General features: G+C 70.5%; 17 protein-coding genes and 2 riboswitches. Of the genes, 13 read left to right on the top strand and 4 right to left on the bottom strand.

Annotated elements, in window-relative coordinates; translation table 11 throughout:
- Nucleotides 1-456 carry a DUF3180 domain-containing protein gene (locus tag DQ384_RS21385; RefSeq protein WP_114030644.1) on the top strand — a complete coding sequence of 152 codons (456 nt, stop codon included), beginning with the start codon at nt 1-3 and terminating at the stop codon, nt 454-456.
- A gap of 284 nt (nt 457-740) precedes the next feature.
- Here DQ384_RS21385 and DQ384_RS21380 read toward each other — a convergent pair whose 3' ends face one another.
- Both DQ384_RS21380 and DQ384_RS21375 read right to left on the bottom strand, forming a co-directional pair.
- Complete coding sequence (locus DQ384_RS21380) at nt 741-1,925, bottom strand: NADH-quinone oxidoreductase subunit D (protein ID WP_114030842.1); 1,185 nt, start codon at nt 1,923-1,925, stop codon at nt 741-743.
- An 18-nt stretch (nt 1,926-1,943) separates the two neighbouring features.
- Nucleotides 1,944-3,284 (bottom strand): aminotransferase class V-fold PLP-dependent enzyme, encoded by a 1,341-nt coding sequence (locus DQ384_RS21375; protein WP_114030643.1) that lies wholly within the window; start codon nt 3,282-3,284, stop codon nt 1,944-1,946.
- A 51-nt stretch (nt 3,285-3,335) separates the two neighbouring features.
- Nucleotides 3,336-3,451: riboswitch (SAM riboswitch) on the bottom strand.
- A 160-nt stretch (nt 3,452-3,611) separates the two neighbouring features.
- On the opposite strand from DQ384_RS21375, the gene DQ384_RS21370 reads away from it, so the two are divergent.
- Nucleotides 3,612-4,388, top strand: a complete 777-nt coding sequence (locus DQ384_RS21370; protein ID WP_114030642.1) for a TerC family protein — start codon at nt 3,612-3,614, stop codon at nt 4,386-4,388.
- Between the two features lie 89 nt (nt 4,389-4,477).
- Nucleotides 4,478-5,680: a cytochrome P450 gene (locus DQ384_RS21365; protein ID WP_114030641.1), complete on the top strand. Its 1,203-nt coding sequence runs from the start codon at nt 4,478-4,480 to the stop codon at nt 5,678-5,680.
- 145 nt (nt 5,681-5,825) lie between these two features.
- Here DQ384_RS21365 and DQ384_RS21360 read toward each other — a convergent pair whose 3' ends face one another.
- Nucleotides 5,826-6,791 (bottom strand): SAM-dependent methyltransferase, encoded by a 966-nt coding sequence (locus DQ384_RS21360; protein WP_220183053.1) that lies wholly within the window; start codon nt 6,789-6,791, stop codon nt 5,826-5,828.
- A 251-nt stretch (nt 6,792-7,042) separates the two neighbouring features.
- Between DQ384_RS21360 and DQ384_RS21355 the strand changes: the two genes are divergently transcribed.
- From DQ384_RS21355 to DQ384_RS21335, 5 genes are all read left to right on the top strand, one after another.
- Entirely contained in the window at nt 7,043-7,933 is an 891-nt protein-coding gene (locus DQ384_RS21355) for a Rossmann-like and DUF2520 domain-containing protein (RefSeq protein ID WP_114030841.1), read from the top strand.
- A 60-nt stretch (nt 7,934-7,993) separates the two neighbouring features.
- Nucleotides 7,994-8,872, top strand: a complete 879-nt coding sequence (panC, locus tag DQ384_RS21350; RefSeq protein WP_114030639.1) for a pantoate--beta-alanine ligase — start codon at nt 7,994-7,996, stop codon at nt 8,870-8,872.
- A 109-nt stretch (nt 8,873-8,981) separates the two neighbouring features.
- Nucleotides 8,982-11,540, top strand: a complete 2,559-nt coding sequence (locus tag DQ384_RS21345; protein WP_114030638.1) for an L-aspartate oxidase — start codon at nt 8,982-8,984, stop codon at nt 11,538-11,540.
- Entirely contained in the window at nt 11,540-12,322 is a 783-nt protein-coding gene (locus tag DQ384_RS21340; RefSeq protein ID WP_114030637.1) for a type III pantothenate kinase, read from the top strand. The genes DQ384_RS21345 and DQ384_RS21340 overlap by 1 nt, the downstream gene beginning before the upstream one ends.
- 572 nt (nt 12,323-12,894) lie before the next feature.
- Nucleotides 12,895-13,086 (top strand): helix-turn-helix domain-containing protein, encoded by a 192-nt coding sequence (locus tag DQ384_RS21335; protein WP_307784623.1) that lies wholly within the window; start codon nt 12,895-12,897, stop codon nt 13,084-13,086.
- 124 nt (nt 13,087-13,210) lie between these two features.
- On the opposite strand, the gene DQ384_RS21330 is transcribed toward DQ384_RS21335, so the two are convergent.
- Nucleotides 13,211-14,197 carry a C40 family peptidase gene (locus DQ384_RS21330; protein WP_245966669.1) on the bottom strand — a complete coding sequence of 329 codons (987 nt, stop codon included), beginning with the start codon at nt 14,195-14,197 and terminating at the stop codon, nt 13,211-13,213.
- A gap of 86 nt (nt 14,198-14,283) precedes the next feature.
- A riboswitch (cyclic di-AMP (ydaO/yuaA leader) is annotated at nt 14,284-14,485 on the bottom strand.
- 391 nt (nt 14,486-14,876) lie between these two features.
- Here DQ384_RS21330 and DQ384_RS21325 point away from each other — a divergent pair.
- From DQ384_RS21325 to DQ384_RS21305, 5 genes are all read left to right on the top strand, one after another.
- Nucleotides 14,877-15,422, top strand: coding sequence for an amino-acid N-acetyltransferase (locus DQ384_RS21325; RefSeq protein WP_114030635.1), 546 nt, complete (start codon nt 14,877-14,879; stop codon nt 15,420-15,422).
- A gap of 116 nt (nt 15,423-15,538) precedes the next feature.
- Nucleotides 15,539-16,780 carry an RDD family protein gene (locus DQ384_RS42235; RefSeq protein WP_114030634.1) on the top strand — a complete coding sequence of 414 codons (1,242 nt, stop codon included), beginning with the start codon at nt 15,539-15,541 and terminating at the stop codon, nt 16,778-16,780.
- A 1,421-nt stretch (nt 16,781-18,201) separates the two neighbouring features.
- A complete protein-coding gene (locus tag DQ384_RS21315) occupies nt 18,202-18,534 on the top strand; it encodes a histone-like nucleoid-structuring protein Lsr2 (protein ID WP_114030633.1) in 333 nt (110 codons plus the stop codon).
- Nucleotides 18,535-18,843: 309 nt separating this feature from the next.
- On the top strand, nt 18,844-21,399 hold the full coding sequence (locus DQ384_RS21310) for an ATP-dependent Clp protease ATP-binding subunit (RefSeq protein WP_114030632.1): 2,556 nt from the start codon (nt 18,844-18,846) through the stop codon (nt 21,397-21,399).
- A 383-nt stretch (nt 21,400-21,782) separates the two neighbouring features.
- Nucleotides 21,783-22,727, top strand: a complete 945-nt coding sequence (locus DQ384_RS21305) for a sugar phosphate isomerase/epimerase family protein (protein WP_114030631.1) — start codon at nt 21,783-21,785, stop codon at nt 22,725-22,727.
- The last annotated feature ends 11 nt before the right edge of the window (nt 22,728-22,738 follow it).

Genomic DNA, 22,738 nt, shown 5'->3' with positions numbered 1-22,738 from the left:
GTGACACCGAGCCGTCCCGGCGTGCTCGTCGTGCTGGTGGCCGGGTTCGCCCTGGTGACGTGGGTCGTGCTGCAGCAGGTCTACTCCGACCTGCCGACCGTCCCGTGGACGGCGATTCCCACCGTGCTGCTGCTGGCGGTGGGCGAGGCGTACAGCGGGTGGATGACCCGCGCGCGCATCGAGCGCAGGCCCGACACCAAGCCGGTGGAGCCGCTGGCGGTGGCCCGGCTCGCCGCCCTGGCCAAGGCGTCGGCGTACGTGGGGGCGGCCTGCGCGGGCATCTTCGCCGGTTTCGTGCTCTACGTGCTGCCGCTGCTGGACCAGGACAGCCCCCGGCGCGACTTCTTCCTGTCCGGCGGGTCGCTGATCGCCTGCGTGGTGCTGGTCTGCGCGGCCCTCTACCTCGAACACTGCTGCCGGGTGCCCAAGGACCCGGACGACCAGGCGCGTGCCTGAGTCGCGGCGCCCATCGCGGAGAAGTGCACCACTCTGCCGTGGGGAAGGCGCCTGTGCGCCCACGGGCGGTTGTCCCTGAGGGCCGTCCACGGGGAACGCGCCCGGAAACGCCTGCGGGGCCCGGCGGTCGACCTGCCGGGCCCCGCACCGCAAGGAGCCACCCTTGTCTCTTCACCCCTGTCCCTTTACGCAAGGTGTCTCTGCACCTCAGCGAGGGACTTAAACCCGCGCCCGCCGACCCCGTCGCGCCTCGCCTGGTAAAACGCCATAAATGGTGACCTGGCTTACTTGTCGATGTCCCCGACGACGAAGAACATCGAGCCCAGGATCGCGACCATGTCCGCGATGAGATGGCCGGGAAGCATCTCCCTGAGCACCTGGATGTTGTTGTACGACGCGCTGCGCAGCTTCAGCCGCCATGGCGTCTTCTCGCCGCGCGAGACCAGGTAGTAGCCGTTGAGCCCCAGCGGGTTCTCGGTCCACGCGTAGGTGTGCCCCTCGGGCACTTTGAGCACCTTGGGCAGCCGCTGGTTGATCGGCCCAGGAGGCAGCGACCGCAGCCGCTCCACGCACGCGTCGGCGAGGTCGAGCGAGTCCTTCACCTGGTCGAGCAGAACCTCGAAACGGGCGTGGCAGTCGCCGGCCGAGCGGGTGGCGACCTTGACCGGCAGCTCGGCGTACGCGAGGTACGGCTCGTCGCGGCGCAGGTCCAGGTCGACGCCGGAGGCGCGGGCGATCGGCCCGCTCACGCCGTACTGCATGATCGTCTCGCGGTCGAGAACGCCGACGCCGCGGGTGCGGGCGAGGAAGATCTCGTTGCCGTAGATCAGGTTCTCGATGTCGGACAGCCGCCCGCGCACGTCCCCCACCGTCCGCGACACCCGGTCGAGCCAGCCGTACGGCAGGTCCTCCTTCAGCCCGCCGACCCGGTTGAACATGTAGTGCATGCGCCCGCCGGAGATCTCCTCCATGACGGCCTGCAACATCTCGCGCTCGCGGAAGGCGTAGAAGATGGGCGTGATCGCGCCGAGCTCCAGGGGATAGGACCCCAGGAACATGAGGTGGTTCAGCACGCGGTTCAGCTCGGCGAGCAGGGTGCGGGCCCACACCGCCCGCACGGGGACCTCCATGCCGAGCATGCGCTCGACGGCCAGCACCACGCCCAGCTCGTTGGCGAAGGCCGACAGCCAGTCATGCCGGTTGGCCAGCACGATGATCTGCCGGTAGTCGCGCACCTCGAACAGCTTCTCGGCGCCCCGGTGCATGTACCCGATGATCGGCTCCGCCGAGACGATGCGCTCGCCGTCCACGACCAGCCTGAGGCGCAGCACGCCGTGGGTCGAGGGGTGCTGGGGCCCGATGTTGAGGATCATGTCCTCGGTGGCGAGCTCCTTGGCCCCGGCGCCGATCCCCACGACGCGCTCGGTGCGCCCCCCGGTGTGCGCTGCTCCGGCACGAGGTTCGGTCATGAACCCCATGCTGTCACGTCACCGGCGGGAGACAAGATCCGAGAGGGCGGTGACCAGCCTCAGGACGTCCTCCTCGGTGGTGCCGATGCCGATGGACGCCCGGACGGCGCCGGCCGTGCCCTCCGCGCAGGTGCCGTCGTCGAGCCGTCCGGCCCCGTCGAGCAGGTGCCGGACGAACGGATGCGCGCAGAACCGGCCGTCCCGCACGCCGATGCCGTACTCCGACGACAGCGCCTCGGCGACCTCGCGCGCGGTCCAGCCGTCCACGATGAAGGAGACGATGCCGACGCGCGGGTGCCCGGGCCCCCACAGCGACAGCTCGCGCACGCCGTCGAGGCGCGCGAGCCCGTCGCGCAGCAGGCCGATCAGGCGCTCCTCCTGCTTGACCAGGGCGGTCCAGCCGGTGGTGGACAGGGCGTCGCAGGCGGCGGCCAGCGCGATCGCGCCGAGGACGTTCGGCGTGCCGGCCTCGTGCCGCTGCTCGGCGTCGCCGCTCCACTCGGTCGTGATCGGCGATCCTTCGGCGGCCCCGCCCGTGACGTCGGCGGACGCGCCGCCGCCGCGCAGGTAGGGGTCGGCGTCCGCGAGCCAGTCGGGCCGGCCGATGAGCACGCCCGCGCCGAACGGGGCGTAGAGCTTGTGCCCGGAGAACGCGACGTAGTCGAGGTCCAGCGCGGTCAGGTTGAGCCGGCGGTGCGGGACGAGCTGGGCGGCGTCCACGAAGATACGGGCGCCGTGGCGGTGGGCGATGTGCGCCAGCGCGGCGATCGGCCACAGCTCGCCGGTGACGTTGGAGGCGGCGGTGACGACCAGCAGCTTGGGGCCGTCGATGGCGGCGAGCGTCTCGTCGGCGGCGCGCACGGCCTCCCCGGGGAAGGCGGGCGGCGCGAGACGGACGGCGCCGGTCCAGGGGAGCAGCGAGGCGTGGTGCTCGGTCTCGAAGACCACGACGGTGGTGCCCCGGGGCAGGCAGCGGGCCAGCAGGTTCGTCGCGTCGGTGGTGTTGCGGGTGAACACGACGGCGTCGCCGGGCCGCGCGCCGGCGAAGGCGCGGACGGTGTGGCGGGCCTGCTCGTACCGGGCTGTGGTGAGCTGGGAGGCGTACCCGGCGCCGCGGTGCACGCTGGAGTAGGCCGGAAGCGCGGCGGCGACGGCCGCGCTCACCGGCTCCAGACAGGGCGCGCTGGCGGCGTAGTCGAGGTTGACGTACCGGACCAGCTCGCCCCCCTTGACGGGGACCTCCAGGTCGGCGCCGAGCACGGCGGGGATGCCCGGCGTCTCGTGCCGACCGGCGGGGACGGGCTGGGCGGGCACGACGGCGGTGGGGAAAGGGCTGGTCAGATCGGTGACAGCGGACAACGCCGGCCTCCTGGAGGTCAGGGGCCCTCGGTCATGGCGTTGAGATGACGGAGCCCGCGCTTGCCCGGCACACCACGCGCCGGACCTGGTCCTCACCCGGGGCACCCCGCCGCGAGCGCGAGGGTTGCCGGCCAGCGAGCCGGGGCTTGGCGCTGGCACTCATGACCTAGTCGGGACTATAACCCACCGACCCGCCGTCCCCGCAACCTCGGATGTCCGGATCAGGGGTGGTGATCGGGGCGAACTCCGGTGGGGCCTCGTGCGTTGGACAGGGAACGGCTCGCCCCCCCGGCGGGTCGTGACGTGCGCGGATCTGGAGGAGTGTTCATGGATTGGGTTGCCGACCCCACGATCTGGATCGGGTTCTTCACCCTGGTCGCCCTGGAGATCGTTCTGGGCATCGACAACATCATCTTCATCTCGATCCTCGCGGGGAAACTACCTCCCGAACAACGCGACCGGGCGCGCAAGGTCGGCCTCGGGCTGGCGCTGCTCAGCCGTCTGGCGCTGCTGCTGGCGCTGTCCTGGGTGGTGCGGCTGACCACGCCGTTGTTCGAGGTGTTCGGGCACGGGATATCCGGGCGAGATCTGATCCTGATCCTCGGAGGGCTGTTCCTGCTGGGCAAGAGCGTGTTCGAGATCGGGGACAGCCTGGAGGGCACCTCCGGGCACTCCAGCGGCCGGGTGGCGGCGTCCTTCGGGGCCGTGATCGTGCAGATCATGCTGCTGGACGTCGTCTTCTCGCTGGACTCGGTGATCACGGCCGTCGGCATGGTGGACCAGCTCGGCGTCATGGTCGCCGCGGTGATCGTCGCGGTGATCGTGATGCTGTTCGCGGCCCGGCCGATCAGCGAGTTCGTCGAGCGGTATCCGAGCATCAAGATGCTGGCGCTGTCGTTCCTGGTGCTGATCGGTGTCGTGCTGATCGCCGAGGGGTTCGAGCAGCACATCTCCAAGGGCTACATCTACTTCGCGATGGCGTTCTCGCTGGTCGTCGAGCTGCTGAACATCCGGGCGCGCAAGCGGGCCGGGCGGCAGCGGCCGGTGGAGCTGCGCGAGCGGTACGAGGAGTCGCCCGAGCCCGGGGTGCCGGGGGCGTCCTGAGGCGGCGGCCCCGCGGCGGTGGGGGTGTCTTGAGCCGGGCAGGCCTGGGGTGGGTGATTTGAGTGACATTTCGTGTTTACGATGACTTCGTGCAGTTCGACCCATGGAACCCCGAGTTCGTCGCCCATCCGTACGACGTCTACCGCGAGCTCCGCGAGACCGCGCCCGTCAGCTTCTTCGAGCCCACCGGGCAATGGCTCGTGGCACGCCACCAGGACGTCAACGCGGCGCTGCGCGATCGCCGGCTCGGCCGCTCCTACCTGCATGTGGCCTCGCACGAGGAGTACGGGCGCGAGCCCGAGCCCGACTTCCAGGAGCCCTTCTGGCGGGTCATCCGCGCCGGGATGCTGGACGTCGAGCCTCCCGTCCACACGCGGCTGCGCCGCCTGGTGTCCAAGGCGTTCACGCCCCGCATGGTGGAGGAACTGCGCCCCCGCGTCCGCCGCATCGCCGGGGAGCTGGTGGACGCCTTCGTCGAGCGCGGCGGCGGCGACCTGATCGCCGAGGTGGCCGAGCCGCTGCCGGTGACCGTGATCGCCGAGATGCTGGGCGTCCCGGAGTCCGACCGCCACCTGCTGCGCCCGTGGTCGGCGGACATCTGCGGCATGTACGAGCTGACCCCCTCGGAGGAGGCCCAGCACACGGCGGTGCGCGCCGCGTCGGAGTTCTCCGACTACCTCGCCGGGCTCGCCGCCGCGCGCCGGGCCGACCCCGGGGACGACCTGATCAGCGCGCTCGCTCAGGTCGTGGACGAGGGAGACCGGCTCACCGAGGAGGAGCTGATCGGCACCTGCGTGCTGCTGCTGAACGCCGGGCACGAGGCGACGGTCAACGTGACGGGCAATGGCTGGTGGTCGCTGTTCCGCAACCCCGCCGAGCTCGAACGGCTGCGCACCGACCCCTCGCTGCTGCCCTCGGCGATGGAGGAGCTGATGCGCTTCGACACCCCGCTCCAGATGTTCGAGCGCTGGGTGCTTCAGGACATCACCATCGGCGAGGTGGAGATCCCCAAGGGCGTCGAGGTGGCGCTGCTGTTCGGCTCGGCCAACCGCGACCCCGCGGTGTTCGCGGACCCGGGCCGGCTGGACCTGGGCCGGAAGGACAACCCGCACATCTCGTTCGGAGCGGGCCTCCACTTCTGCCTGGGCGCGCCCCTGGCCCGGGTGGAGCTCGCCGAGTCGTTCGGAGCGCTGCTGCGGACGGCTCCCAAGCTGGAGCTCGTGGAGGAGCCGGCCTGGAAGCCGAACTACGTCATCCGCGGCCTGGAGTCCCTGAAGGTCAGCACGGGCTGACGCTCCGGGGCCGGGCGAACAGGCCGAGGCAGGCGGCCCGGTCGAACGGGCCGAGGTCGGCGGGCTGCTCAGAACAGGCTGAGGACGGCGGGCCGGTCGAACGGGCTCAGGTCGCGGAGGAACGGGCTCAGGTCGCGGAGGCCGGTCAGATCTTCCACTGGCCGAGCCAGCCGAAGCCGCCCAGGCCGTCCGGGTCGATCAGCTCGGCCTCCTCCGACGCCCGCGCGAGCGCCCGCAGGTAGCCGCCCGGATCGGTGGACGCGAGGCTCAGCGGGGGCCGGGCTCCGGTGACGCCCAGATCGCGCAGGGCCTGTCGTTGCGTGGTCAACGTTGTGGATATCGCGCCGGCCCGCTCGCCCGCGGCCGCGCACGCGTCCAGCGCGACGTGTGCGGTGATATCGCAGGATCCGTCGGGTACGGCGGGTACGCACGCCCCGTCGCGGTATCCGGCCAGGGTGCCCAGGGGCGGCCGGTTATCCACAGGGTGTGCATAATCGACGGCCACCGCGAGCCCGCGCGTGAGCCGGGTCACGACCGCCGCCCAGGCCTCGTCGCGCGGCCTGCCGATCTCGGCGCGCAGGCCCGTGGAGCCGAGCGGCCACCACCGCTCCAGCCAGAGCCGGTCGGCGTCCTGCGGCGGGCCGCCCAGCCGCTCCGCGCCCGTCCCCGGGTCGACGAGCACGAGCCGCGGGCCCTCGGGCGTCCGCTCGGCGACGTCCACGGGCACGTTGTCCAGCCACTCGTTCGCGATCGCCAGCCCGGTGATGCTCTCGGGGAGCGCGGCCGTCCAGGCGATGCCCTCGGGAAGGCCGGCGGGCCGCGGCGAGAGGTCCACGGCCGTGACGCGCAGGCGCCCGGCGAGCTCGGGCTCGGCCGCGCGCAGCACCTCGGTCACGAGCAGGCCGTCCCCCGAGCCGATGTCGACCAGGTCGAGCCGGTCGGGGCCGCCCAGCCGGGCGTCGACGATGATCAGCAGACGCAGCACCGCGGCGGCGAACACGGGGGAGGCGCCGACGGACGTGCGGAAGTGGCCGGAGGGGCGCTCGCGCATGTAAAAGCCGTCTTCGCCGTAAAGCGCTCGCTGGAAGGCCTCCTGCCACGTCATCCACACGTCACTGGACGCTACCAACGATGACGGCGCGCTTTGACCCTCATCTTGACCGCCCCGATGGGCCGTGATGATTCGCGACCGGCGACACCAAAGCACGTCCCTCTTTAGGCATATATATACGCAGAAATCACCTTTTGATTGCCCAAGTCAACGCGGAAACGCGTCCAACAGGAGCCGAACCACGGCGACCCGGGGCGCGCCCGTTACTCTGGACGACTGGGTTTCGATACATGAAGGTGAACGGGAACGTGATGCGGACAAGCGACCGGCCGGGGCGCCTCGCGGTGGGCGTGCTCGGCGCCGGGCGGGTGGGCTCGGTGCTCGGCGCCGCGCTCGCGCAGGCCGGGCATCATGTCGCGGCCGCCGCCGGGGTCTCGGAGGACTCGCGCCGCCGGGCCGCCGAGCGTCTCGGCATCGGACTCTCCCGGCCCGAGGACGTCATCCGCCAGGCCGAGCTGGTGCTGCTCACCGTCCCCGACGACGTGCTGCCCGGCCTCGTCTCCGGCCTCGCCGCCACCGGCGTGGACCTGCGCGGCAAGATGCTCCTGCACACCAGCGGCGCGTACGGCCTCGGCGTCCTCGAACCGGCCACGGCCGCCGGCGCGCTGCCGTTCGCGCTCCACCCCGTGATGACCTTCACCGGCAGGGACGACGACCTGCGCCGCCTGGTGGGCTGCTCGTTCGGCGTCACCGCGCCCGAGGTGCTTAGGCCCGTCGCCGAGGCCCTGGTGATCGAGATGGGCGGTGAGCCGGTGTGGATCCCGGACGAGGACCGCGCGCTCTACCACGCCGCCCTGGCGGGCGCCGCGAACCACATGGTGACGCTGATCGCCGAGTCGCAGGAACTGCTGAGGAAGATCGGCGTCGAGCACCCGGGCCGCATGCTGGGGCCGTTGCTCGGCGCGGCCCTGGACAACGCGCTGCGCCTCGGCCTGGCCGGGCTCACCGGGCCGGTCGTGCGCGGCGACGCGGGCACCGTGCGCAGGCACGTCGACGCGCTGATCCTCGCCGCGCCCGAGGCCGCGGACGCGTACATCGCGCTGGCCCGGCTCACCGCCGACCGCGCCCTCGCGGCCGGGCTGCTGAAGCCCGAGGCCGCCGAGCGCCTGCTCGACGCGCTCGGCGGCAACACGTGGACGTGAAACCGCGGACACCGACGCGGCCGGGCCGGGCGCCCGGCGGCAGACCCCTGGAGGCGACCTGTGGACGTGATCGTCGCGCATGACCGTTCCGAGCTCCTCGCGGCCCGTGCGGCGCTCGGCGTCGGCGCCTCCGCGGGGGACGAGGGACCGGGGACGCTCGCGCTGGTCCCCACGATGGGGGCGCTGCACGAGGGGCACCGCTCGCTGATCCGCCACGCCCGCGAGCGGGCCGGGCACGTCGCGGTGAGCATCTTCGTCAACCCCCTCCAGTTCGGCCCGAGCGAGGACTTCTCCCGCTATCCCCGGACGTTCGACGCCGACCTGGAGGTCTGCGCGGCCGAGGGCGTCGAGCTGGTCTTCGCCCCGGCGGCCGACGAGATCTACCTGCCCGACCGGCAGGTCGGCGTCTCGTCCGGCCGTATGGGCACGATCGTGGAGGGGGCCTTCCGCCCGGGCCACTTCGACGGCGTGCTGACGATCGTCCTCAAGCTGTTCAACCTGGTCCGGCCCGACGTCGCCGTCTTCGGGCAGAAGGACGCCCAGCAGCTCGCGATGATCCGCCGCATGGTCGCCGATCTCAACCTGCCGATCGACATCGTGGGCGCGCCGACGGTCCGCGAGCCGGACGGGCTCGCCCTGTCCAGCCGCAACCGCTACCTCTCGGCCGCCGACCGCGCCACGGCCCTGGCGCTCTCGGCGGCCCTTCGCGAGGGCGCGGCGCACAAGCGTCCCGAGGACGTCCTGGGCGCGGCGCACGCCGTGCTGGACGCGGCGGCGGTGGCCGATCCTCCGCTGGCGCTCGACTACCTGAGCCTGGTCGACCCCGCGACGTTCGACGCCGTCGGAGAGGACCACGAGGGGGAGGCGATCCTCGTCGTCGCGGCGAAGGTAGGGGGCACCCGGCTGATCGACAACGTCGTGCTCACCCTCGCCCCCTAGTCCGGTACTTTGGGCTTTCACCTGCGATAACGCCATTCGCCCCACCCCTCTACCTCGCCGTCTTGCCTCGTCCGTTATCGTCATGTTGACGAAATGAGGGGAGCGATCCATGTCCCACCCGCCCATCCCCCGGCGGCTCACCGCGCCCGCCCCCGGCTGGACCGTCCACGCGGACGTCGTCGTCGTCGGGTCCGGCATCGCGGGTCTCACCGTGGCGCTGCACTACGCCGAGCTCGCCCCCGGCGCCCGGGTGCTCGTCGTCACCAAGGACGTGCTGTCCGCGGGTTCCACGCGCTGGGCGCAGGGCGGGATCGCCGCCGTGCTCGACCCCGCCGACTCGCCCGACGAGCACCTCGGCGACACGCTGGTCGCCGGCGTCGGCCTCTGCGACCCGCGGGCCGTGCAGACCCTGGTGACCGAGGGCCCGGACGCGCTGCGCCGCCTCATGCGGCACGGCGCGCGCTTCGACCGCGACCCCGGCGGCAGGCTCCAGCTCACCCGCGAGGGCGGCCACCACCGCGACCGCATCGTCCACGCCGGCGGCGACGCGACCGGCGCCGAGGTGCAGCGAGCCCTGATCGAGGCCGTACGGGCGGCCGCCCCGGGGCCCGAGCGCGGCGGCATCGAGGTCATCGAGCACGCGCTCGTGCTGGACCTGCTCAAGGACGCCTCCGGCGCCGCCTGCGGGGTCACCCTCCACGTGATGGGCGAGGGTGCCAGGGACGGCGTGGGCGCGGTCCGCGCGGGCGCCGTCGTGCTGGCCACCGGAGGTATGGGGCAGGTCTACTCCGCCACCACCAACCCGCTCGTCTCCACGGGCGACGGCGTGGCGCTCGCGCTGCGGGCCGGGGCGGTCGTGCGGGACCTGGAGTTCGTCCAGTTCCACCCGACGGTGCTGTGGCTGGGCGAGGACGCGACCGGGCAGCAGCCGCTCATCTCCGAGGCCGTGCGTGGTGAGGGCGCCGTCCTCCTCGACGACGCGGGCGAGCGGTTCATGACCGGCGTCCACGAGCTCGCCGAGCTGGCCCCCCGCGACGTCGTCGCCAAGGCGATCATGCGCAGGATGCTGGAGACCGGAGCGCCCCACGTCCACCTCGACGCGCGGCACTTCGGCGAGGAGAAGTGGCGCACGCGCTTCCCCACGATCCACGCCATCTGCCTGGAGCACGGCATCGACCCGGTCCGCGAGCCCATCCCGGTCGCCCCCGCGGCGCACTACGCCAGCGGCGGCGTCCGCACCGACCTGCGCGGCCGCACCAGCGTCCCCGGCCTGTACGCCTGCGGCGAGGTCGCCTGCACGGGCGTGCACGGCGCCAACCGGCTCGCGTCCAACTCGCTGCTGGAGGGCCTCGTCTTCGCCGAGCGCATCGCGGCCGACCTCGCCGCGGTGCGTCCCGCGCCCGGCGAGCCGGTGGACGACGGCCGCGCCGCCGGGCTGGTCGACCCCCGGGCGCGCGCCCGCGTCCAGGGCCGGATGAGCGCGGGCGCGGGCGTGCTGCGCGGCGCGGCGAGCCTGTCGGAGGTCGCCCGCGGCCTCCTGGACGCCCGGTGGACGCCCGTGGCCGTCGAGCCGTGCACGGAGTCCTGGGAGACCACGAACCTGCTCACGGTGGCCACCGCGCTCGTCGCGGCGGCCGGGGCCCGCGAGGAGACGCGCGGCTCGCACTGGCGCGAGGACCACCCTGAGCGCGACGATGCCGGATGGCTGGGACACCTGGATGTGATCCTGGGCGAGGAAGGACTGGGCATGACATACCGGCGGCATGAAGGCGGGCCCGCGGAGACGGCGCTCGCCGGCCACCTGGAGGCGGACCTCACCCTGGCCGGCCTCGACCCGGCGGCGGTCGCCGCGGTGATCGACACGGCCCTCGCCGAGGACATCGCCGAAGAGGGTGACGTGACCACGATCGCCACCGTCCCGGCCGGTCAGACGGCCGTCGGCGACCTCGTGGCCCGCGCCGACGGCGTGGTGGCGGGCCTCGCGGTCGCCGAGGCGGTGTTCCTCGCGGCCTCCCAGGGACGCGTCACGGCCGAGCGCCACGTGAAGGACGGCGAGCGCGTCGCGCGCGGGGACGTCCTGATGACCCTGACCGGCCCGGCGCGCGACCTCCTCACGGCCGAGCGCACCGCGCTCAACCTGCTCACCCACCTGTCGGGGATCGCCACGCTCACCCACCGCTGGGTCAGGGCCGTGGACGGCGCCAGGGCGCGCGTCCGCGACACCCGCAAGACCCTCGCAGGACTGCGCGCCCTGGAGAAGTACGCGGTCAGGTGCGGCGGCGGGGTGAACCACCGCATGTCCCTTTCGGACGCGGCCTTGATCAAGGACAATCACGTGGTGGCGGCGGGTGGGGTCGCCGAGGCGTTCCGCGCGGTGCGGTCGGCGTACCCCGGGCTGCCCATCGAGGTGGAGGTGGACCGGATCGACCAGCTCGAACCGGTGCTGGCGGAAGGGGCGGAGGAGATCCTGCTGGACAACTTCACCGTCGAGGAACTGGCGCTGGCCGTGCGCCTGGTGGACGGCAGGGCGCGCCTGGAGGCCAGCGGCGGTCTCAGCTTGGAATCGGCGCGTGAGGTCGCCGAAACCGGTGTTGACTACCTTGCTGTGGGGGCGCTGACCCACTCCGCGCCCGCACTCGACATCGCTCTGGACCTACGGGGGGCTTGATGCTGCTCACGATCGACGTCGGCAACACGCACACCGTGCTCGGCCTCTTCGAGGGCGAGGAGCTCATCGAGCACTGGCGCCTCGCCACGGACGCGAGGCGCACCGCCGACGAGATCGCGGTCGTCCTGCAGGGGCTGCTCGGCCAGAGCCCCCTGCTCAAGGGCGCCGACATCAGCGGCATCGCCATCTGCTCCACCGTCCCGTCCGTGCTGAACGAGATGCGCGAGATGTGCCGGCGTTACTACGGCGACGTCACCGCCGTCGTCGTCGAGCCCGGCGTCCGCACCGGCGTCCCGGTACGCATGGACAACCCCAAGGAGGTCGGCAGCGACCGCATCGTCAACGCGCTCGCGGCCATCACGTTGTACGGCGGGCCGTGCGTGATCGTCGATTTCGGCACGGCGACCTCGTTCGACGCCGTGTCCGCCAAGGGCGAGTACATCGGCGCGATCACCGCCCCCGGCATCGAGATCTCCGTGGACGCGCTGGCGGCGGCGGGCGCCCAGCTCCACAAGGTGGAGCTCGTGCGCCCCCGCTCGGTGATCGCCAAGAACACCGTCGAGGCGCTCCAGGCCGGCATCATCTACGGCTTCGCGGGGCAGGTCGACGGCATCGTCGAGCGCATGGCGCCCGAGCTGGCCGCCGACCCCGACGACGTCACGGTCGTGGCCACCGGCTCGCTCGCGTCCCCCGTGGTGGACGAGGCGCGATCGATCGACGTGCACGAGCCGTGGCTCACGCTGATCGGGTTGCGGCTCATCTACAACCGCAACACCAGCTGACCCTTTCGCCCGCGTGGGCGGGGACGGCCGTGATCCGGGGACCGGCCGAGATCCAAATCGAAGAGCCCGTGCCGATTACGCGGCCGGGCGAGATCCATAGAGTCTAAAGCCGTCGCGGGGACACCTTCCGTACGCGGGCGCGTCCGGCCGGAAAAGGTCGGAAAGCACCCGTGATTTCACGGATAATTAGGGGCGGAGAGGCGTTGATCTTATATGCGCGGCGGGGGTGATCCCACCGCACGCGCCGCCGAACCCGTCGTCGACCAGCATCGCGGGCGTCCGGGGCCGCGTCCCCGGCCGGTGCCTTCGTCGATCTTCCCGCATGTCAGGCCTAGCCTATGGGTTCGCGAACATGTCATGAGTAGTTCACATATGCACTGGTATGTCAATCAAGAAGCTAACACCTATGGAGGGCCGGAGCTTGACGACCTTTGAACGTGGCGTTTACCGTTCCTGACGGGCGGGCTAGAAGCATTCCGAGTATGTGCCGAGTTCGTCGTGGGGGAGGACACCCGATGGCGTATCCGGATCTGGTTTCCCGAGGGAATGACATTCCCCCGGGATCAGACGGCGTGGGATTGAGTGACGATGATCTTCTATTGCTCGCCGAACTGGCCAAGGGCGTGACCGTCGACCGCGTGGGCCGGCGGCTCGACGTCAGCGGCCGTACGGTCAGGCGCCGCCTCCGGGGCATCTGCGACCGCATCGGCGTCGCCACCGCCATCGAGGCCGTGGCATGGGCGGCCCGCCGCAGGCTGATCTAGCCCGCGGGGGTCCGCCACCCCGGGAATCGGCCGCCCGCCGTCCGGCGCGCTGTGCCTATGGCCGAGCCTTCGGATCGGCGGTTCGGGGCGGTCGGCGATGCGGGCGTCCGCGCCCCGAACGGGGTCAGTCGGCGATGCGCACGGCTCCGGCGAACGGTCGGTTGCCCAGCGGGACGACCCGCACGACGTCACCCGTGCGCGGGGCGTGCACCATCATTCCGCCGCCGATGTAGATGCCGACGTGGTGCAGGTCGCTGTAGAAGAAGACCAGGTCGCCCGGGCGCATGTCCTCCCGGTTGATGTGCGTGCCCGCGGTCCACTGGTCGCCGGTGTAGTGCGGCAGGCTGATGCCGACCTTCTGGTAGGCCCACATCACCAGGCCGGAGCAGTCGTAGGTGCTCGGACCCGCCGCGCCCCACACGTACGGCTTGAGCTGCTGGGTCATCGCCCACTTGGCGGCCTCGGCCGCCTTGCCCTGGCCGGGGATCGGGATGTCGATGCGGGTGGCCCTGCCGTACGTCTGCCCTGCCTGCGACAGCGCCCGCTTGAACAGCGCGCTCTCGGTCCTGGCGACCAGCTTGCGGATCTTGTCGCGCTGTGAGGACAGGTCGGCGACGAGCTTCTTGACCTCGCCCTCGCGCGCCTTGGCGCTTTCCTTCGCGCGCTCGGCGATGTCCATGGCCTTGGTGATCTGGGAGACCTCCTCGCCCTGCTGCAGTTGCAGGGCGTAGGTGGTCGCCGCGCGGTCCAGGTAGCCGTCAGGGTCGCCGGACATCGCGAGTGCCAGGGAGGACCCCACGCCGCCGGTCATGTACGCGTCCTGGGCGTACAGCGCCGCCTGGCGGCGCTTCTGCTCCAGGTCGGTCTCACTGCGGATGAGGGTCTTCTTGGCGAGGTCGGCGGAGCGCTGCGCCTGCTTCAGGCGTTCCTTCTGGCCGTTGTACTGCTCGGTGAGCGACTCGATCTGGTTGTAGAGGCTCTCGACCTGGTTCTTGAGCTCCTTGAGGCTCGGCTTCGGCTCGGCGGTCGCCGACACGAGCGGCGTGCCGAACGTCAGGGCCGTCAGGGCGGCGGCGACGAGCGCGATCCGGCGTGGAAGGCGCTTGGTCACTCCGCCGGCTCGGGCGCGCTCTGTTCGTTCCGGACGGGCATGCCTGCCCGCGCTTCTACCAGGCGTGCGCCTAGGCTGCACCAACGAGCTCCTCTCCTCGGCCGCCTACCGGGTTAGCTGACGGGTTCGGGCCGGAGTAGCCCTACCGAGCGCGTGACCACAGAGGACACGTCCATGCCCTCCCTCTCGGATTCACCCCGGGGATGGCGGCTCGCCGGGGGCGTGCCCCCTGCGTGCGCCGTTGGGTCCCCGGTTCCCGCCGCTACGGGGACGCGGCCGGGATTCGGCGGCGCGGCCACCGCTGCGCGATGACCGGCATCGACGCTGGACACTAGTGCAGCCACGGTTCCGCCTCAACCGGAACTGCGGATTCTGTTGAGGTTTCACAACCGGGGCATCACAGGACGATCACGCGCGAAGTGCTTACGAAGCCGCATTACGCTGCGTTTACGGGCTTTTGACCACACGATGGGCGTGGGCCGCGCAGGTCCGCGAGTGTGAGGAACGTCAAATCCCGCCGAAGCGGATGGCGCCGTCGCACCTTCGACACCATGCGTTCACACCGTTACCCTCCGCCACAAGGGTGTCGGGGCGGCGGGGTTTCGGGTGGTCCGATACCGGAATCGATGCGGTAACGCCGGAGACGGGCGACCGGCCCGGCGGGATACCCTGGCGCCTCATGGAGCAGGTCGTGGCCTCCGTGCCCTCCGGCAGCACGGTCGTGGTGCGACGAGCCCGCACGCCCGACGTCCGGGCGATCAGGCGGTTGGTCGACACCTACTCCGGCGACGGCCCGCGCCTGCTGCGCAAGTCGACCGTCACCCTTTACGAGGACGTCCAGGAGTTCTGGGTGGCAGAACGGGACGGCGCGGTCGTGGGGTGCGGCGCGCTCCACGTCCTCTGGGAGGACCTCGCGGAGATCCGCACCGTCGCCGTCGACATTCGCTGCCGTGGCCTGGGAATCGGGCATATGATCGTCGGCGCGCTCATCGACGCGGCTCGCGATCTGGGGCTGCGGCGGGTCTTCTGCCTGACATTCGAGGTCGAATTCTTCGCCAGGCACGGTTTCGCCCCGATCCAGGGCACTCCGGTGTCTCCGGAGGTGTACGCCGAGTTGCTCGACTCCTACGATGAGGGCGTAGCCGAGTTCCTCGACCTGGAACACGTCAAGCCCAACACCCTCGGCAACACGCGCATGCTGCTCCATCTGGTCCCCCGATCTTGACCCTCGCGATGACCCGGTGGAAAGGTGACTGTTGATGCGGCTGTCGCTACGTTGGGCAACACCACAGCATGCGTGTCTGACATATGCCGCATGCGAAGCCGAAGTGAGGTGACACGGTGAGCACCGGACAGCCGCCGTACCCACGCGACGAACCGGACGACAACCCGTCGTCCGGCTCTCCGCAATACGGGCATCAGACCGATCCTGAGGTGACGGTCGTCCACCGTCCCCAGCCGACATCGGAACACCCCAACCAGTACGGGCAGCAGCAGGGCTACGGCCAGCAGCCGCAGTACGGCCAGCAGGCTCAGCCGCAGTACGGGCAGCAGCAGGGTTACGGCCAGTCCTCGGCGGGCCAGGGCTACGGGCAGCAGGGCCAGCAGGGGTACGGCCAGCAGCCGCAGTACGGGCAGCAGGGCTACGGCGACCAGGCGTACGGGCAGCAGCAGGCGTACGGCCAGCAGGGGCAGCAGGCGTACGGTCAGCAGCCGCAGTACGGGCAGCAGGGCCAGCAGCAGGGCTACGGCGACCAGGCTTATGGCCAGCAGGGCCAGCAGGCGTACGGCCAGCAGCAGGGCTACGGCCAGCAGGCGGGTTACGGTCAGCAGCCGGGCTACGGTCAGCAGCAGTACGGCCAGCAGGGCCAGCAGGCGGCCCAGCCGGGGTACGGCGACCAGAGCTACGGCCAGCAGGGGTACGGCCAGCAGCAGCAAAGCTATGGCGAGCAGGGCTACGGGCAGCAGGGCTACAGCCAGCCCGGGTACTCCCCGCAGGGCTACGGCCAGCAGGGGTACGCCCAGACGCCCGGCTACCAGCAGCCGTACGGCGCCGCAGGCCCGGTCCCCCCGGGCGCCCCGGCGCCGCTGGCCGAGTGGTGGCAGCGCCTCGTCGCGCGCATCATCGACGCCGTGATCCTGGCGATCCCGACGTTCATCCTCTCGGCCATCGTCGGCGCGATCCTCATCACCGCGCCCAGCATCGACCTGACGACAGGGACCGTCACCGAAGGCGGTGGGGTCTTCATCGCCGCGCTGATCACCGCGATCATCACCGGGGCCGTCTACGTGGCCTACGAGTTCCTGATGCTCCGGCAGCGTGGACAGACGGTCGGCAAGATCGCCATGGGCATCAAGGTCGTCCCGGTGGGCGGCACATTGGACAGCCCGCTGCCCACCGACGTGGTGGGCAAGCGAGCGATCGTCCTCTTCGGGCCGAACATTCTCCAGTGGATCCCGATCATCAAGTACATCGCGTGGATCTTCTCGCTCGTGAACGTCCTGTGGCTGTTCTGGGACAAGCCGCTCCAGCAGGCGCTGCACGACAAGGTGGCGAACACGGTGGTCGTCAAGGTCAAGTAAAAGGTCGCCGTATCAGGGCCGGGGGGGAGCTCCTCCGGCCCTGACGCGTATCCGGGGCCTTCCCTCCCGGGGCCCGGCGGGACTCGGCCGCCTCGGGATTGGTCATGCCAACATTGGCGAATCGGTAACGGACAGACCGCTATATGCGATAGGACCTTGCACGAACCCGAATCCACCTTCGCTTGTCGCGAAAGGCGATCAGATGACCGCAGAACCGCCCCGCGTCGGTCAGCCCAAGCATCCCCCTCCCGAGCGCGCCGGAGCGCGCCACGTCCCTCAGAGCGCCGCGCACGGCCGCGTCCGCGCCGGCCGGGGTCCGCACGGACCCGTGCCCCTTCTGGCCGGCCGTACGGCCCGCCCGGCGGACGCCGGCGGCTCGCCGCCGCACACGCCCGCGTCCCTCTCCGCGGCCCTGTCGTTCGGCGGTGATAGCGGCCCCGCGTAGCCGGTCCCGGCATCGCTCCTGACGCCGATCGCCGGCGCCTTCTCGTCTTCTCCGTTGGAAATCCCCGCCGATCCTGACGCGGCGGTCTTCGGCGCGCCTTCCTGTTCTTGGTGGAGCCATTGCGTTCGGCGTGTATACCGTCCGGGACCTATGAGACACATTCCCGGTACGGTGTGACGCCCGGCGAAGAAGGCGGCGAAGATCCGTCCCGCGGTGGACGGGCGGCGGCGCCGCCGATTCCCTCGCGGCGATGAAGCGCGGGACCGACTTCGCCCGGCTCTTGGTTCTCGACGGCATTACCGTCTCCGGGTGGCCCGCCGTCATCTTCGGGCCCGTCCCGGCGCGCTAATCTCCGCCTACAAGCCGTCGGACAGGCGTCCCGCGACAAGACCGAGGCGCGTCGTTGTCGTCACGGATCCCCGTCTACATCGGCATTATCGGCGTGGACGGCCTCGTCGTGGCGGCTCCGGCGGTGTTTTCGGAGACCGCCATTCCAAGGGCATCCGGTAAGGAGCCTGATGAGATCGGGAAAGTTGTGGAACGGTCCTCCGCCGGCGTTTGGCGCCCGCCCCGCAACCCGTGCTGACCTCCTGTGGGGATAGAGTCGGTGCTGACTCCCTGATCAGGCGACCACGGTACGGGCCCACGGGGTACCGTGTGACAATTAGCGTGGGGGGCCGGTGAATGCCGCCCCCCCCGCGTGGAGCGAGGATCAATGAGCGATGTATTGTCCGCGTTGATACCGCCCGGCGTTGTGGCTGCGGTGGTCATCGTAGCCGTGGTCAAGCTACTCCGTTCGGAAGCGGCAGGCCGGCGGCAGGCGGCGGAACCACAGGAGAAGTCCGGGGCTTCCGACTGACCCCGGCAGGGCGGGTCCCCGGTTCCTCAATCGACACGGCCCTTGAATTGTCAACAAGGGTTAGTGGGTATATGTTTAGCAGGCGAATCGAACAATGCTCTGCGAAAGGATTGCCAGATGGCCACGCAGATCCAGAAGATACTCATCGACGACCTCGATGGCGGCGAGGCCAATCAGACTGTCTCCTTCGCGATTGATGGCTCCGCCTACGAGATAGACCTGAGCGACGACAACGCCAAGAAGCTGCGCGAGGCGCTGTCCTCTTTCGTCTCGGGTGCGCGTAAGGCCGAAGGTGCGCCGGCGCGGGGCCGTAAGCGTGGTGGCGGGCAGCGTCCGTCCCGGGAAAAGAGCTCGGAGATCAGGGCCTGGGCCAAGGCCCACGGCATCTCCGTGAGTGAGCGCGGTCGTATTGCCTCCTCCGTCGTGGAGCAGTACGAAGCGGCACACTGACGGCTCTTTGTGATCAGCCGGCTGTGGCGGTGATGGGACCAATCGCCGCCATAGCCGCATGATCGCGTTATGCGTGAGTGATCGTCCCGGTGCGCGGCCGGGGGCCTCGCGGATATCAGCGATGTTAAACGTCGTTCGCTTCGGGCGTAGCGGGAACACGTAGGCCCCCAACAGTAGTTGGATGGAGCGTGAACGCCCTGCTCTCGGGGAACGTCTGGTGTATAGAGCGGTCACCGGTCGGGGCTAGCATGCGGATGCGGCGGGCCCGGATATCCCGAGCTGCCTGACCGCTCTGTGAGGAGCGACGAGATGTTCGAAAGGTTCACTGACCGCGCACGGCGGGTTGTCGTCCTGGCCCAAGAAGAGGCCCGGATGCTCAACCACAACTACATCGGCACTGAGCACATTCTTCTTGGCTTGATCCATGAGGGAGAAGGCGTTGCCGCCAAGGCCCTCGAGAGCCTCGGCATCAGTCTTGAGGGTGTGCGTCAGCAGGTCGAGGAGATCATCGGCCAGGGCCAGTCGGCGCCGTCGGGGCACATCCCCTTCACCCCGCGCGCCAAGAAGGTCCTCGAGCTGTCGCTCCGAGAAGCCCTGCAACTGGGCCACAACTACATCGGCACTGAGCACATCCTCCTTGGCCTCATCCGTGAGGGTGAGGGCGTGGCCGCCCAGGTGCTGGTGAAGCTTGGCGCCGATCTCAACCGCGTCCGGCAGCAGGTCATCCAGTTGCTCCACGGCTACCAGGGCAAGGAGCCCGCGGCGGCAGGTGGGCCTCAGGAGTCCGCGCCGTCCACCTCGCTTGTGCTGGACCAGTTTGGCCGCAACCTGACCCAGGCGGCCCGCGAGGGCAAGCTCGACCCGGTGATCGGCCGCGACAAGGAGATCGAGCGGGTGATGCAGGTCCTGTCCCGCAGGACCAAGAACAACCCCGTTCTGGTCGGAGAGCCCGGCGTCGGCAAGACGGCCGTGGTCGAAGGGCTGTCCCAGAAGATCGTCAAGGGCGAGGTGCCCGAGACGCTGAAGGACAAGCAGCTCTACACCCTCGACCTCGGCGCCCTGGTCGCAGGCTCGCGGTACCGCGGTGACTTCGAAGAGCGCCTGAAGAAGGTCCTCAAGGAGATCCGCACCCGCGGCGACATCATCCTGTTCATCGACGAGCTGCACACGCTGGTCGGAGCGGGCGCCGCCGAGGGCGCGATCGACGCCGCCAGCATCCTCAAGCCGATGCTGGCCCGCGGTGAGCTCCAGACCATCGGCGCCACCACGCTGGACGAGTACCGCAAGCACCTGGAGAAGGACGCCGCCCTTGAGCGCCGCTTCCAGCCGATCCAGGTCGCCGAGCCCTCGCTCAGCCACACGATCGAGATCCTCAAGGGCCTGCGCGACCGTTACGAGGCCCACCACCGCGTGACGATCACGGACGCCGCCCTGGTCGCCGCCGCGCAGCTCGCCGACCGCTACATCAGCGACCGGTTCCTGCCGGACAAGGCGATCGATCTCATCGACGAGGCCGGCTCGCGCATGCGCATCCGCCGCATGACCGCGCCGCCGGACCTGCGCGAGTTCGACGAGAAGATCGCGCAGGTGCGCCGCGACAAGGAGTCCGCGATCGACGCGCAGGACTTCGAGAAGGCCGCGGCCCTCCGTGACCAGGAGAAGCAGCTCCAGCTCAAGCGCGACCGGCGCGAGAAGGAGTGGAAGGCCGGCGACATGGACGTCGTCGCCGAGGTCACCGAGGAGCTCATCGCCGAGGTCCTCGCGACGGCCACCGGCATCCCGGTCTTCAAGCTCACCGAGGAGGAGTCCCAGCGGCTGCTCCGCATGGAGGACGAGCTCCACAAGCGCATCATCGGCCAGGACGACGCCATCAAGGGTCTGTCCCGGGCGATCCGCCGCACGCGCGCCGGTCTGAAGGACCCGCGCCGTCCGGGTGGCTCGTTCATCTTCGCCGGTCCGTCCGGCGTCGGTAAGACGGAGCTGTCCAAGGCGCTCGCCGAGTTCCTGTTCGGGGACGAGGACGCGCTGATCATGCTGGACATGTCCGAGTTCATGGAGAAGCACACCGTCTCGCGGCTGTTCGGCTCCCCGCCCGGCTACGTCGGGTACGAAGAGGGCGGCCAGCTCACCGAGAAGGTCCGGCGCAAGCCGTTCTCCGTGGTCCTGTTCGACGAGATCGAGAAGGCCCACCCGGACATCTTCAACTCGCTGCTCCAGATCCTGGAGGACGGTCGCCTGACCGACGCCCAGGGCCGGGTGGTCGACTTCAAGAACACCGTCATCATCATGACGACCAACCTCGGTACCCGCGACATCTCCAAGGGCATCGGGGTCGGGTTCGCGAAGACGAACGACGTCGAGGGCAACTACGACCGGATGAAGTCGAAGGTTCAGGAGGAGCTGAAGCAGCACTTCCGGCCCGAGTTCCTCAACCGTGTCGACGACACCGTGGTCTTCCACCAGCTGACGCCCAACGAGATCATCCAGATCGTCGATCTGATGCTCGCCCAGGTGGACCAGCGCCTGAAGGACCGCGACATGGGCCTGGAGCTCACGCAGGAGGCCAAGCAGCTGCTGGCCGACCGTGGCTACGACCCCGTCCTCGGCGCGCGTCCGCTGCGCCGCACCATCCAGCGCGAGCTGGAGGACGCCCTGTCCGAGAAGATCCTTTACGGCGACCTGCGTCCGGGTCAGATCGTCAAGATCGCCATCGAGGGCGAGGGCGAGGCCGCCACGTTCACCTTCACGGGTGAGCAGAAGGCGCAGCCGGAGATCCCGGACTCGGCGGCGGCCATCGCCGACGCCGCGACCGCCGGCAGCCGCGCCGGCGCGTCGGCCGGTCCGTCGGACCGGACGCGCCCGTGAGGCCGACAATCGGCTGAACTCTCCGCGAAGACCCCCTGTGAGCAGACTCACGGGGGGTCTTCCGTATTTCGTGAGATCTCTTTGGCGAGATCAGTTATGCCACCACCGAAGGTAGTACTACACTCCGTAGAGCGAATCGGGCCAAGTCTCGACCAAGTGGTTCACAAGATCCACTGAGTACGGTGCGGTAGACCGAGATCCGCCCGCCGACGTAGCGGCGGATCCGCTGCCGGGCGGACGCGCCAGATGGCGTCCCCGGGCAGACTCGGGCGGGCCAGGCCGGATTCCCGGCAGGCAGGAGACCCTCCGCCGTGCCGCGCGACCCTACCGGGCCGTGCGAGGCGACGGAGCCCGTGAAGAGCAGTACGCCTGGGAGGCACCCAATGCGCCTGAGTCATGAGGACGGCACGCTCGTTCACGTGTCCTACAACGCGGGCGTGCACCCCGCGGAGGACCTCGAGAACCTCATCGCGCACCTCACCCGCTACGCCGTGCCGGTGCGCAGGCGCCTCGGGGTGGACCGGCTGGGCATCGGCCTGTGGCTGGCCCCCGCGGTCGCCGACCACCTGACCGCCGACCGCATCGAGCTGGTCCGGCTGCGCCGTTCGCTGGAGGAGCGCGGCCTGGAGGTCGTCAGCCTCAACGGCGCGGGCGGCCGCGGCATGGGGCAGGACAGCCCCGGGCCCGACTGGGCCAAGCCCGAGCGGTACCGGTACACCATGGCGCTGGCGAAGATCCTCGCCTTCCTGCTGCCGGAGGACGTCCGGTTCGGCAGCATCTCGACGATCCCCATCGGCTGGCGCCGCGACTGGCCCGCCGACCTGCACGCCATCGCCTCCCGGCGCCTGGACCGGCTCTCGCGCGAGCTGCGCGGCCTGCACAGCGTGACCGGCAAGACGATCAGGGTCGGCTTCCAGCCGTGGCCGGGCTGCGTGCTGGAGACCACCGAGCAGGTCGTGCGGCGGGTGTGCGGCATCGACTCCGAATACCTCGGCGTCTGCCTGGACGCCTGCCACCTGACCTGCGGCGTCGAGGAGCCGGGCGCCGCGCTGCGCGGGGTGGCCGCCGCCGGGGCGACCGTGGTCAAGCTGGGCCACGTGCACAACCACACCGGCGAGGTTCCCGGCACCGAGTCGATTCTGGAGAACACGCTGGCCACCATCCTGGCCGGTCCGGGCACCGGCGGGGCGCACATCGAGGTCGAGGCCCACGGCCTGGCGTCCCCCGCCAAGGGCAAGGGCCCCGCCGCCCTGGTCGCCACCCTGGCCGACGAACTCGACTGGACCCGCCGCAACCTCACGTCCCTCGGCCTCAAACTGGCCGCCTAAGGCGCCCCGAA

The sequence above is a fragment of the Sphaerisporangium album genome (assembly GCF_003323745.1).
GTDB lineage: Bacteria > Actinomycetota > Actinomycetes > Streptosporangiales > Streptosporangiaceae > Sphaerisporangium > Sphaerisporangium album.
The sequence above is the reverse complement of the archived record's forward strand: the minus strand, read 5'-3'. Positions and strand labels throughout refer to the sequence as shown.

Bases quoted from the DNA above. Each gene is read 5' to 3' on its own strand.
- DQ384_RS21380 (WP_114030842.1), bottom strand. From the start codon at position 1,925: ATGACCGAACCTCGTGCCGGAGCAGCGCACACCGGGGGGCGCACCGAG.
- DQ384_RS21370 (WP_114030642.1), top strand. From the start codon at position 3,612: ATGGATTGGGTTGCCGACCCCACGATCTGGATCGGGTTCTTCACCCTG.
- DQ384_RS21355 (WP_114030841.1), top strand. From the start codon at position 7,043: ATGCGGACAAGCGACCGGCCGGGGCGCCTCGCGGTGGGCGTGCTCGGC.
- DQ384_RS21345 (WP_114030638.1), top strand. From the start codon at position 8,982: ATGTCCCACCCGCCCATCCCCCGGCGGCTCACCGCGCCCGCCCCCGGC.
- DQ384_RS21340 (WP_114030637.1), top strand. From the start codon at position 11,540: ATGCTGCTCACGATCGACGTCGGCAACACGCACACCGTGCTCGGCCTC.
- DQ384_RS21325 (WP_114030635.1), top strand. From the start codon at position 14,877: ATGGAGCAGGTCGTGGCCTCCGTGCCCTCCGGCAGCACGGTCGTGGTG.
- DQ384_RS21315 (WP_114030633.1), top strand. From the start codon at position 18,202: ATGGCCACGCAGATCCAGAAGATACTCATCGACGACCTCGATGGCGGC.
- DQ384_RS21310 (WP_114030632.1), top strand. From the start codon at position 18,844: ATGTTCGAAAGGTTCACTGACCGCGCACGGCGGGTTGTCGTCCTGGCC.
- DQ384_RS21305 (WP_114030631.1), top strand. From the start codon at position 21,783: ATGCGCCTGAGTCATGAGGACGGCACGCTCGTTCACGTGTCCTACAAC.